12 protein-coding genes are annotated in these 12,323 nt (G+C 50.9%); 7 read left to right on the top strand and 5 right to left on the bottom strand.

What is annotated here, in order from left to right:
• On the top strand, positions 1-338 hold a 338-nt coding region (locus tag H6F80_RS29470; RefSeq protein ID WP_206755089.1), incomplete at its 5' end, for a hypothetical protein.
• Between the two features lie 502 nt (positions 339-840).
• Here the strand turns inward: H6F80_RS29470 and H6F80_RS17760 are convergent.
• The gene (locus H6F80_RS17760; RefSeq protein ID WP_190792855.1) at positions 841-1,077 is read right to left on the bottom strand and encodes a hypothetical protein; all 237 of its coding nucleotides are present in this window, start codon (positions 1,075-1,077) and stop codon (positions 841-843) included.
• Positions 1,078-1,699: 622 nt separating this feature from the next.
• Between H6F80_RS17760 and H6F80_RS17755 the strand changes: the two genes are divergently transcribed.
• From H6F80_RS17755 to H6F80_RS17740, 4 genes are all read left to right on the top strand, one after another.
• The gene (locus tag H6F80_RS17755) at positions 1,700-3,283 is read left to right on the top strand and encodes an anthranilate synthase component I family protein (protein WP_190792854.1); all 1,584 of its coding nucleotides are present in this window, start codon (positions 1,700-1,702) and stop codon (positions 3,281-3,283) included.
• 118 nt (positions 3,284-3,401) lie between these two features.
• Entirely contained in the window at positions 3,402-3,857 is a 456-nt protein-coding gene (locus H6F80_RS17750) for a GNAT family N-acetyltransferase (protein ID WP_190792853.1), read from the top strand.
• 656 nt (positions 3,858-4,513) lie between these two features.
• Positions 4,514-5,170, top strand: coding sequence for a Crp/Fnr family transcriptional regulator (locus H6F80_RS17745; RefSeq protein ID WP_190792852.1), 657 nt, complete (start codon positions 4,514-4,516; stop codon positions 5,168-5,170).
• 102 nt (positions 5,171-5,272) lie between these two features.
• Complete coding sequence (locus H6F80_RS17740) at positions 5,273-6,736, top strand: glycoside hydrolase family 13 protein (RefSeq protein WP_190792851.1); 1,464 nt, start codon at positions 5,273-5,275, stop codon at positions 6,734-6,736.
• Between the two features lie 44 nt (positions 6,737-6,780).
• Here H6F80_RS17740 and H6F80_RS17735 read toward each other — a convergent pair whose 3' ends face one another.
• The 3 genes from H6F80_RS17735 to H6F80_RS17725 form a co-directional block, all read right to left on the bottom strand.
• Complete coding sequence (locus tag H6F80_RS17735; RefSeq protein WP_190792850.1) at positions 6,781-7,377, bottom strand: pentapeptide repeat-containing protein; 597 nt, start codon at positions 7,375-7,377, stop codon at positions 6,781-6,783.
• A gap of 75 nt (positions 7,378-7,452) precedes the next feature.
• Positions 7,453-8,121, bottom strand: a complete 669-nt coding sequence (locus tag H6F80_RS17730) for an AAA family ATPase (RefSeq protein ID WP_190792849.1) — start codon at positions 8,119-8,121, stop codon at positions 7,453-7,455.
• 389 nt (positions 8,122-8,510) lie between these two features.
• The gene (locus H6F80_RS17725; RefSeq protein WP_190792848.1) at positions 8,511-8,789 is read right to left on the bottom strand and encodes an HU family DNA-binding protein; all 279 of its coding nucleotides are present in this window, start codon (positions 8,787-8,789) and stop codon (positions 8,511-8,513) included.
• A gap of 180 nt (positions 8,790-8,969) precedes the next feature.
• Between H6F80_RS17725 and H6F80_RS17720 the strand changes: the two genes are divergently transcribed.
• On the top strand, positions 8,970-9,968 hold the full coding sequence (locus H6F80_RS17720; protein WP_190792847.1) for a glutathione S-transferase family protein: 999 nt from the start codon (positions 8,970-8,972) through the stop codon (positions 9,966-9,968).
• Positions 9,969-10,111: 143 nt separating this feature from the next.
• Positions 10,112-11,974, top strand: coding sequence for a DNA helicase RecQ (gene recQ / locus H6F80_RS17715; protein ID WP_190792846.1), 1,863 nt, complete (start codon positions 10,112-10,114; stop codon positions 11,972-11,974).
• Positions 11,975-11,978: 4 nt separating this feature from the next.
• Here the strand turns inward: recQ and H6F80_RS17710 are convergent, their stop codons facing one another.
• On the bottom strand, positions 11,979-12,206 hold the full coding sequence (locus tag H6F80_RS17710; RefSeq protein WP_190792845.1) for a phage integrase N-terminal SAM-like domain-containing protein: 228 nt from the start codon (positions 12,204-12,206) through the stop codon (positions 11,979-11,981).
• Between the last annotated feature and the right edge of the window lie 117 nt (positions 12,207-12,323).

Here is a 12,323-nt window from a genome sequence, read left to right as displayed (position 1 = left end):
GATTAATAACCATTATTTTCCTTCAACCAATAGTTTATGAAACGAATAGAGAACTATCAGGGAAAGGCAACTTTAGAACTGCGTCACATCATTCTGGACACAATTCTCACTGGACACAATTCTTAAAGAGTGGAGACTATATCAAGCAGGAAGAACAGAGAGAACAAAACTGTGGCGATTCTCAAAGAGTGGAGGCTATATCAAGCAGGAAGAACAGAGAGAACAAAACTGTGGCGGATCGAACTGCAATAGATACTGGTTTCAACGCCATAAGCGATATCCGAAGCTTCAGGAAGATGTGCCAAGGCAATATCCGTGAAAGCTCCAATGATGCTTAGAGAGCATCAAAACTTCATTGCTAAAGAGATTAATTAAGGAAAAATGCTCTGATAAAACTGCACTCGGCGTAGCAAACGCTACGATTTTTTCCCATAAGCAAAGAGTACCAGTTCCGCAAATTCACTGATTTCAGCCTGTCTTAAGTTGATTCAATCTTCATAAACATTCTCATGATGTAAACATGACATAAATTTGTAATGTTTAAATTCGTAATGTTCCAATCTTAAGTATCAAATACAGCCATAGTCTCTCGCCGACCAGGCATTCCCAAAACAATATTCGCCACTGTTGCTTTTCCTGCTAACTCTCCCAGTTGCGATTCAGCTTTTTTGATGCAAAGTATCAACTAGTTTGCAGATTTAATCGATCGCTGAAAGAATTTCATTGGATTACAAGCCGAGCTTTCTCAGACTTGAAAATCGTAAAAAGGCACTGAGTCTTTTTTTAGAACTCAATGCCTCTTTAAACTAATTCAGTGATTAAATTCGGTTATCGATCGCCCTACACCGGAATGGCTTGAGGAGTTGCCAGTGCCAGGATGTGGTAGCAGGAGGGGGTGTCGTTGCCGAGCAGGTCAGCAATGCGGGAACGGATTTTGACGTGGAGGTCTTGAACAGAGTCGGTAAAGTCGTGCTGGATGTTGAGAACAGCTGTCTGCTTTTGGAACTCTTTACCGTAGTACGCCACGAAGTAGGTGTAGCGATTTTCATTCGGTGCGTTGAGAACGAAATCCTTCATTGAGTGATGTCTCCTGGTGAAGCTGGTGTTTTTTGTAATGGAGAACAAGAGAGGAAATTTGTTGAGCAGTCAAAGCAACGATTTCTGAGGAGTACTGCAATCGCAGTGAGGCAGTGAGATGGAGCGAGTAAACTCTGTTGAGAACTTGCTTTGAACTCTGAAGCTATCTCTCTCATAGGCTACAGGATAAGACCTGCTATTTCCGGCAAAATGTTTCTCAAAATGCTGCTTGCTTAGTTAAGAATCAACTGCTTACTGCAACACATGACAGTAAAGAATATGCCCTTAACCCAACCAGCTTAAACTCTCCTTAAAGCTATTTTTACCTTGGCAGTTTGTGTTGCTACGAGTCTTACCCTATTCTTAGCCTAATCGACTTAGGCTAATCTATCCATGGGTTGAGGCGGAAGATAGAAACCTACTTTAAGATCTCTTGATCCTGCCCTCTGATAGTGTAAACGAATTTAACAGGTTGTGGCAGTGATCTTGCTCTGATTATTAATATTCCCTGATGTTTAAATGATCTTTCATCCTACGATCGGGTGAAACAACGGAGTGAACCAGGAATAGGCAACAGGAATGATAGACTATAAGGCACTTTCGTCGATTCACGGATAGGGGCATGACGTTTCCAGATTTTGAGCAATTCGCTGCGCTGGCTCAGCAGGGCAACTTTGTTCCTGTGTATCAGGAATGGGTCGCCGATCTGGATACTCCGGTTTCTGCCTGGTACAAAGTCTGCGCCGGACAACCCTACAGCTTTTTACTAGAGTCGGTAGAGGGGGGCGATCGCATCGGGCGATATAGCTTGCTGGGCTGTGATCCGCTCTGGATTCTGGAGGCAAGGGGCAATCAAACGATCCAAACTTACCGGGATGGGTCAATCCGCGATTTTAAGGGCGACCCCTTTGCTGCTCTGTCTTCCTGTCTGGAACCTTACCAGCCGGTGACGCTGCCGCAGTTGCCGCCGGGAATTGGGGGGCTATTTGGCTTTTGGGGCTATGAGCTGATTCACTGGATCGAGCCGCGTGTTCCGGTGTATCCGCCTCAGGAAGATGATTTGCCAGACGGACTCTGGATGCAGATCGACCATTTGCTGATTTTTGATCAGGTGCAGCGCAAGATCTGGGCGATCGCCTATGCAGATCTGCGTGATCCTCAAACAGATCTGAAACAGGCCTATCAAAAGGCGTGCGATCGAGTGTCTCAACTTGTGGAAAAGCTTCAGTTGCCCCTAAGTAAGCGGGATACGATTTTGCAGTGGACTTCGCCCCAGGCAAGATCTGCCCCTGGTGGAGCGGCATCCAATCAGGCTCCGCTCGACTACAGCAGTAATTTCACTAAGGAGCAGTTCTGTAACAGCGTTGAGCAGGCAAAGAACCACATTCGCGCGGGCGATATTTTTCAGGTCGTGATTTCTCAGCGGTTGTCTGCTCACTACGTAGGCGATCCGTTTTCGCTGTATCGATCGCTGCGTTTGATTAATCCTTCGCCCTACATGGCCTATTTCCATTTCCAGGACTGGCAGATTATCGGTTCCAGCCCAGAAGTGATGGTGAAGGCAGAGCGGGATTCGTCGATTGCTTCCACCACTGATCCCACCAACGGGACGGCGGCAATGGTGGCAACTGTTCGCCCGATCGCCGGAACTCGACCCAGAGGCAAAACCACGGCAGAAGATACTGCTCTAGCAGACGATTTGCTGCAAGACCCGAAGGAAATTGCGGAACACGTCATGCTGGTGGATCTGGGACGGAATGATCTGGGGCGAGTGTGTGCCAGCGGCACGGTGAGCGTGGATGAACTGATGCTGATCGAACGCTATTCCCACGTGATGCACATCGTTAGCAATGTCCTGGGCAGGCTCGCTCCTGGCAAGACCGCATGGGAACTACTCAAAGCCTGTTTCCCCGCAGGAACGGTGAGTGGTGCGCCCAAAATTCGCGCAATGGAAATTATTCACGATCTGGAACCCTGTCGCCGGAGCGTGTATTCCGGTGCATACGGCTACTATGACTTCGAGGGGCAGCTCAATACAGCGATCGCGATTCGTACAATGGTGGTTCGCAGTCAGCCAGAAGGTGGGCATCGGGTGACGGTGCAGGCAGGTGCAGGAATGGTCGCAGATTCAGAGCCAGAAAAAGAATACGAGGAGACGCTAAACAAAGCGCGGGGAATGCTAGAGGCAATTCGCTGTCTTCGGTAGGTTTATTCTAGGTTTTTCATAGACAGTCTGCGATCGGCTCACCAAACGTCGCTCCAAACGCAGAATTTTGTCAGTCCCTTCTTTAGCAGAACCTTCAAAAAAGCAGGAAATTAGGCAGTTGGAAATTCGTGAAGATGACCTGACTGGGAAAGCGATCGCTGACTTGCTACGGGAACATCTCGAAAATATGTATGAGATTACGCCGCCTGAAAGCGTTCATGCACTGGATTTAGAAGCATTGCGATCGCCCGACATTACCTTCTGGGCAGCCTGGGAGGGCAATGAACTGCTGGGGTGCGGGGCACTGAAAGAGCTAGATCCAAGGAGCGGTGAAATTAAATCAATGCGAACTGCCAACATTCATCGTCGCAAAGGGGTCGCCTCTAAAATTCTGGAACACATTATCCAGGAAGCTAAACGGCGTGGCTACGATCGCCTGAATCTAGAAACGGGGTCTTTTCCTGAGTTTGCTCCAGCCCGAGCCTTGTACACCCGATACGGGTTTGAGTACCGAGGCCCCTTCGCTGATTACATCGATGACCCCAACAGCGTGTTTATGACGAAAAAGCTCTAGGATTCGTTTCTCAGGATTCACTCCTCAAAATTGGCGTACTTGCTGAATATCTTGCAATGATGCCTGTGTTTAGAATGAGCGTAGGTTCACACCACAAAGTTTATAGCGCAGCAGCTTTTGCGAAAACATAGGCTGAGCGAGGTTGTAATGTCAGATCATGCGATCGCAACAAGGCTGAAAGGATTCCGATGGACAAGTTTCTCAGCAGCTTCATTAAGGTCGAAAAATCCCTCCAGATTTTTGCTCTGCTCAGCGTAATGCTCCTTCTAGGGCATTTGGGATTCGTGAACGATCACGGCAATCAAGCCCCTTCTCCAGGTATGTCACCCACAATACAAAAGTAGGCAAGGCAGGCAGGACATTCCCCTTAACAAACGATGCTGAGTTTAAGCCTGTTTCACTCCGGTATTGCTCCTGTGATAGCTGCAATACATCCAGATTGATCTAATTCTGATTTAATAAGGCTACAAAGCGAAAAATTGCGCTGCAAACAAGCCGCAGAACTCAGGGTCGTTTGACTTGTGAGTTGTTCGGTTGCGACCCGGCAAAAGCTTAACCTTTTCTCAATCTAAATATAGTGAACTGCTAATCTGGGGATTACCTCCTCTTGAGGCTGTCCCTCTAGGCTTGTGCTTAGATGTTACGCCGTAACTACTATGTTTCAAGCCTCCACCGCCCTCGAAATTACGCCTCTGCCCGATTTGCGCCAGCTTCTCGAAGAGGTTTACCGGGGGCGCAGCTTACAGCCCTACCGCAGCGGACAGCCCATTCGGATGCAGCCCGATGAAATCCTGGTGGTTTGTCGGGGCGTAGTGCAGCTTGGAACCCTTTATGACACGGGCGAAGAAGCACTGCTGGGGCTGGCTTGTCCGTCGATGCCTTTTGGCTTGCCTTTAGCCATCATTCGTCCCTATCAAGCCGCTGCCCTGACTGATGTCGATATCATGCGCCTGCGCTGGTCTGAGGTTGAGCAGTCTCCTGCTCTGGCACAGGGTATCTTTCGCCATCTGGCGCGACGATTGCAGCAAACAGAAGCGATTCTCTCGATGGTAGGCTATCGGCGAGTTGAGGAGCGGCTGCGGCATCTGTTGATTTTGCTGAAGCAGGAAGTGGGGCAACCCGTCCCGGAAGGAACACGGCTCACGGTGCGATTAACCCATCAGCAGCTTGCAAATGCGATCGGCACAACGCGAGTGACGGTCACCCGGCTTCTTAGTCAACTACAAGAAGAAGGTTGGCTCATTGTGGACAGTAACCGCCATATTATTCTCCCAGAACACGTAGTCGTAGTGCCTGGCTCGATTCCCTCATAGGGAGGAACTGCTTCGCGTCGTCCTTTTTATCTACAAAAAGGCTGTAGTCAGGCAGCGGAAATGCCGCTAGCTTAGGCAAAAAAGGCGGACGGAGCAGCAAGAATGGACGGCAAACCCCCTGTGAAGACTCCCGACTGGGTGAAGCACGCAATTTTTTATCAGATTTTCCCCGATCGCTTTGCGCGAGGAGCCAGACCCGACAATCCCGATCTGGTTGATATTCAGTTTGAGGGATGGGAGTCGCCGCCGTCGCTGCAAGGCTATAAGGGCGGTAATCTGTGGGGGGTGACAAACCAGCTTGACTATCTACAAGGGCTGGGAGTGACGGCAATTTACTTCACGCCGATCTTCCAATCCGCCAGTAATCACCGCTATCACACCCACGATTACTATCAGGTCGATCCAATTTTGGGCGGCAATCCGGCTTTTTTTCAAATGCTGGAGGCGGCTCACAATCGTGGCATTAAAGTGGTGCTGGACGGGGTGTTTAACCATGCCAGTCGCGGCTTTTTCTTCTTTCACGACATCCTGGAAAACGGACCCCATTCGCCCTGGCTGAACTGGTTCAAAATTCAGGGCTGGCCCCTGTCGCCTTATAACGGAGAGCATTCGGCAAACTACGTGGGCTGGGCGGGCAATCGGGCGTTGCCAGAGTTTAATCACGCCAATCCGCAGGTGCGCGAATACATTATGGAAATTGGCGAATACTGGGTGCGATCGGGCATCGACGGCTGGCGGCTAGATGTGCCCTTTTGCATTCAAGAACCGGGCTTTTGGCAGGAGTTTCGCGATCGAATCAAAGCAATCAATCCTGAAGCCTACATTGTGGGCGAAGTCTGGGGGGATTCGCGGCAGTGGCTCGACGGCACGCAGTTTGACGGTGTGATGAACTACCTGTTTACCGGACCGACGATCGCGTTTGTCGCAGGAGATCGCGTTTTGCCCGAAATGGCAAAAGACCGGGACTATGAACCCTTTCCGGCGATCGACGCGGCTCAGTATGCGGCAAAAATGCAGCGATTGCTGAAGCTTTATCCGTGGGAAATTCAGCTCGCGCAGCTTAACCTGCTGGCAAGTCACGATACGGCGAGGCTGATCAGCATGGCAAGCGGCGACGAAGACAGCGTACAACTGGCAACTCTACTGCTCATGACCTTTCCCGGTGCGCCCAGCATCTACTACGGTGACGAAGTGGGGCTACCGGGCGGACTCGACCCTGATTCGCGGCGCGGCTTCCCGCTGGAGGCAAACTGGAACCTGGCTCTGCTCACCTGCCATCGTCAGCTCATCGCCCTGCGTCATGCTCACCCTGCTCTTCGTACAGGAAACTATCAAATTCTAGGCGCAGAAGGAATGACCTATGCCTTTGCCCGCATTGGCAGCGGCGAAGTGCTGATCGTGGCGGTGAATACAGGAACTTCCCCTGAAAAGCTCAGCCTGGAGGGAATTGGCAGCCAGTTATCTCGCCATCCTGCCGAACTGCTGTATGGATTAGGCGAAGCGCACTGGGTAGGCGAAACGCTGACGCTGGAGCTACCCGGGCGATCGGGAGTTGTTTTGGGCTGATATTGGGCTTAGCAACCTGAACTGCCCCCTCATTCCCCCACCGCTTATCGGAAAATTGCGCCCTCAAAGTGAACATCTTCAAGGATGACATTGCTCAAATCCACCTGGGTGAGGTCAGCGCTTTCCAGATATGCGCCGCTCAGGTCGGCTCCGTTCAGGTTCGCGTTCACCAAGCTGGCTCCCCGCAGATTGGCATTGCGTAAACTTGCGCCCTGCAAATTGCAGTAGTTTAGATTGGCATTTTGTAAGTCGGCTTCGTCTAGAATGACGCTCAACAGAATCGCTCGCTCCAGGTTGACCTTTGCCAAAACAGCGTTCTGCATCTTTGCAGACATCAGGCAGGCACCTTGCAGCAGGGCATTAGTCAGGTCGGCATATTCTAGATTGACCTCCGTCAAGTCTGCCTCATTCAGGTTGGCATCGCGCAGGATGGCTTGCGAGATTTGAGCCTTAATCAGGGACGCCCTGCTAAGATCCGCCTCGTGCAGATCGGTAAACTGGAGATTCGCACGGCAGAGATTGGCTTTGCTCAAGCAGAGTCCCGCCAATGTGAGGTCTGAGAGATCTACCCCCGCCAGGTTTGCCGAGTGAGGAATTGCCACCAGTGCCAGAATGAGCTGCTGTCGGGTCAGGTCTGCCATCGGTTTATTGTGAGACAGCTTTTAAAATTATTGTGAGACAGCTTTAAGAACAGCTTGTAGAACTTATAGAACAGCTTATTTAGGAGTCACCGCATTTTTAGACGATCGCGGCAACAGCGTCATCATTTCGCGAAACAGGCGATCGAACTCTTCGGCAGCTTCAACCGAGGCTTTACCCAGCAGTTCCCAAACCGTTGCTGCCTGACCAAAGGTATCGGCAACCGTTTGTCGCTGGTGAATCACTGTGTTCAGAATCGGAACCCCGATATTGTTCAAAACTGCCATTGCTTCATCTTTAAGCCGGGTTCCTTTGACTGCCCGCGACACAAAGACCGCCGCCTGGGGCAACTCGTTTCGCACTGCCTGTGCTTGACGAATTAGCTCGATCGCATCCGAAGCCGATCGTAAATCAACGCCTGTTGGCTGACAGGGAATCACCGCCAAATCCGCCGTCAAGACAATGCTCCTGGTCGCATCCGACAATCCGGCAGGACCATCCACGACAATGTAATCATAGCGATCGGCATGCTCAGGAATTCGCGCCAGCAGCTCATCGGCGGTTTGAATCACCTGAAACGGAATCGGATCTTCCAACGTTTCCAACCAAATCGAACTCGATCGCTGTGCGTCTGCATCAATCAGCATCACTTTACGCTGCTGGTGAAAGAGCCAGTAGGCAAAATGAACTGAGGTGGTGGATTTTGCACAGCCCCCTTTCTGATTCACAAATGCAACAACTGACATACCGTTTCCAGCCTCGTATTGAACTGTTAAAACGTTAAGCGATCCTCACTGTACTGCATTCCGGGCTGTATTCCAGTGACGAAACCTGATTCCAGGGGTGGGGCGATCGGTTTAACCCAAGCAAGGGTCGAGGCAAAGCCGTTGCTCCGAGAGCGTGTTCGACAGCGTCATATTCTTACAAAGTAATCCAGTCAACAACTGAGAAACGTTCGCGATACCGTCGTCATACGTCTGTCACACTCAGGGCTTACATTAATTCTCGTGATGCTAACTCATCTGCTTGTGGCAGAGTTTAACCTCCAAAACTGGAGGTTTTTTATTGGCTGATTAGCCCAGGCAAGGCAAAAAGCGTGAGCTTCAAATCACCCACGCTCAGCACGAATCCGCGTTTATTCGCCTCCCAGCTTGTCACGAAACAATTTTCCGGCAGAAAACACAGGCACAGTTGTCTCTGGAATGGTCATGGCTTCGCCTGTTTTGGGATTGCGTCCTTCTCTTGCCTGACGCTTCCGCGCTTCGAAAGAACCAAACCCGACCAGCGTAACTTTCTCCTCTTCGGAAACCGCTTCCATGATTACTTCCAAAACCGCAGACAGAATTGCATCTGCTTGCTTTTTGGTAACATCCGCTTTCTCTGCAACTTTATCCACTAATTCGCCTTTATTCATGATTTTTCAAACCCCAAATACTTTGCCGGAATTCTATCACAGGCATTTCAAAGCGGCAGATGGTTTAAGCGGTTTTATGCAAAAAAATCTTCCAATTAGTAGATTTATCTTAAAAGGTTGGGAGCGGCTACTAGCGAACGTTTTAAGGTAGAAGAAATAAGCGATCGGGAGAAAGGCAAGATGGGACTGGGAATGCTGATTGACGGCAAATGGGTTTCAGAGCGCGAGCAAGAAGATAAAAAGGGACGGTTCATGCGCCCAGATACGACCTTTCGCGATCGAATCACCGCAGACGGATCGAGCGGCTTTAAAGCTGAGTCAGGACGCTATCACCTCTACGTTTCCCTGGCTTGTCCCTGGGCACAGCGAACGCTGATCGTCCGCGAACTGAAGGGATTAACGAACGCAATCTCCGTGTCGATCGTCAATCCTGTGATGGGCGAGAATAGCTGGGAATTTACCGACGCGCCCGGCGTGATTCCTGATTCGATCAATCATGCCCGCTATCTCTGGGAGGTGTACACCAAAGTCGATTCCCAATATACCGGACGAGTCACCGTTCCTGTGCTCTGGGATAAGCAGACAGGCACGATCGTCAACAATGAATCTCGCGATATCATTCGGATGCTCGACACCGAATTTAACGAAGTCACCAATAGCCCGATCGATCTCTACCCAGCAGATCTGCATACTGAAATTGATGAGACGATCGACGCGATCTATCAACCAATCAACAATGGCGTCTATCGCTCAGGATTCGCTACCACTCAGGAAGCCTACGACGAAGCCGTCACTGAACTGTTTGACGCGCTGAACTATTACGAAGACCTGCTTGGTCGCCAGCGTTACCTCTGCGGTAATCGCCTCACAGAGGCAGATGTTTGTCTGTTCACGACCCTGCTGCGCTTTGATCCGGTTTACTATGTGCATTTCAAGTGCAACCTGCGCCGCATTGTAGACTACCCCAATCTCTGGGGCTATGTGCGCGACATCTACCAGCATCCCGGCGTGAAAGAAACCTGCAACCTCGACCACATCAAGCAGCACTACTATCGCAGCCACCCCAAGGTCAATCCCAGCGGCATCGTTCCAAAAGGACCAATTATTGACTTTGAAACTCCCCACGATCGCGATCGTCAATTTGATGCGCTTGCGGTCGGCTTTGGCTCCCTGGGTTAAAACACGGCTCCCCCGCCCACCCTCCTATCTTATTTCCCTCTTCACCCATTTACTCTCTCTCCCCATCCCCCAAACCTCGTATTGGCAGAATTCGCCAAACCCCCTAAACTAGGGGGAATCCGTTTAGTACATCTGCTCCTAGCATGACGGCTGCGCTCTCCCCGACTCCGGCTGAATTCTCTTCCTTGGAACAGGCACTCAAGCATTTCTTTGGCTACGATCGCTTCCGTCCGGGACAGCGGGATGTGATCGAGGCGGTGCTGGAAGGGCAGGATTTGCTGGTCGTGATGCCGACGGGGGGCGGTAAATCGCTTTGTTTTCAGCTTCCGGCTCTGCTCAAACCGGGGGTGACGATCGTGGTTTCGCCCCTGATTGCGCTGATGCAGGATCAGGTGCAGTCCCTCTGCGATAACGGGATCGGCGCAACGTTTCTTAACAGCACTGTCAGTCCCCTGGAAGTCCGATCGCGGGCAGCCCAAATTTTGCGGGGCGAAACGAAACTGCTTTATGTGGCTCCCGAACGATTGCTGAGTGAACAGTTTCTTCTCTTTCTTGATCAAATTCACAGCACGATCGGCATTGCTGGATTTGCAATCGACGAAGCTCACTGCGTTTCCGAGTGGGGACATGACTTTCGCCCGGAGTATCGTCAGCTTGTTTCGGTGCGATCGCAGTTTCCCGAAGTTTCCATGCTGGCATTGACGGCAACGGCAACTGAGCGTGTCCGGCAAGATATTATCGAGCAGCTTGATTTGCGGCAGCCGATCGTCCATATCGCTAGCTTTAATCGGCAAAACCTGAGCTACGAGATTCGCTCCAAGCAGAAAAACGCCTACGCCGAACTATTGCAGCTCGTGCGCCAAAATTCTGGGTCGGGCATTATCTACTGCCTCAGCCGCAAAAAAGTAGACGAACTCACCTATCGCCTTCAGCAGGACGGCATTGCTGCCCTTGCCTATCACGCCGGGATGCCGGACACCGATCGCGCCACGAATCAAACCCGCTTTATCCGGGACGATGTGCGAATTATGGTCGCGACGATCGCATTTGGCATGGGCATTAATAAGCCGGATGTGCGGTTTGTGATTCACTATGATCTGCCCCGCAATCTGGAAGGCTATTACCAGGAATCGGGACGCGCCGGACGAGATGGAGAACCTGCCCACTGCATTCTTTTCTTTAGCTACGGCGACTTAAAGACGATCGATTATTTGATCGACCAGAAGCCTGACCCCAACGAGCAGCAAATCGCCCGTCAGCAGCTTCGTCAGGTGGTGGACTATGCCGAAGGAACCGACTGCCGCCGCCGCATTCAGCTCAGCTATTTTGGCGAACGCTTTGAAGGAAATTGCCGCAACTGCGATAACTGCCTTCAGCCCAAACCGCTCGAAGACTGGACGATCGAGGCGCAAAAGTTTCTCTCCTGCGTGGCGCGATGCCAGGAAAGATTCGGCATAACCTATATTATTGATGTGCTACGCGGCTCCAAAGATAAGCGCATTTTGCAAAACCAGCACGACCAGCTTTCCACCTACGGCATTGGCAAAAACCGCAGCACAGACGCCTGGAGAATACTCGGACGATCGCTCCTGCATCAGGGCTTAGTGAGTGAAACCAGCGACGGCTACTCTGTTCTCAAGCTCAACCCGCAAAGCTGGGAAGTCCTTCGCAAGCAGCGATCGGTTTTTGTGGCGATTCCTAAGCGAACTGACGAAGGCGATCGTCCCGACTCACCGAAACGTCTCAAAGCAGAGCAGCTCTTTGAACACCTGCGTGCCCTCCGCAAACAAATCGCCGACGAGCAATCTGTTCCGCCCTACGTGGTCTTTCCTGATTCCAGCCTGCGCCTGATGGCACAATCCCAGCCCCAATCGCTCACCGACTTCGCTCAAATCTCTGGCGTGGGAACCCATAAGTTGACCCATTACGGACCCCGCTTCGTGAAGGCGATCGAGGATTTTTGTCAGCAGTATGATTCTGTTCAATCCGCACCTGCAGACGATTAAGCACTCAATGCCTGGGTTCGAGCCAAGATAGCAACCCCTGTGCCTGAATTGCCCGATCGCTAAGAAATTGCCCAATTTCTGCTGTTCCCATTTCGATCGGGTGGCGTTTGTTATGAAATAGGATAAACCGTCGAATCCAAACCACGTCGCTCTCCTCAGTCCGGTAGGAGTAGTGCTTCATGTGAATAACATTACGGACTTGGTCTAATAATTTTCGAGGTCGTTGTTCCATGCCAACACCCTGGATTCCGTCTAATTCCGTTTCTGGGATTTTAGGCAGAATTCAAGGCGAAAACAGACCGAAGAAACGCTGAAGAATTCGGGCTAATACCCAAAATCAGGGGTATTA

It is taken from the genome of Leptolyngbya sp. FACHB-711 (genome assembly GCF_014695615.1).
Taxonomy (GTDB): Bacteria; Cyanobacteriota; Cyanobacteriia; order Elainellales; family Elainellaceae; genus Leptolyngbya_A.
This window is presented reverse-complemented; position numbering and strand designations above follow the sequence as displayed.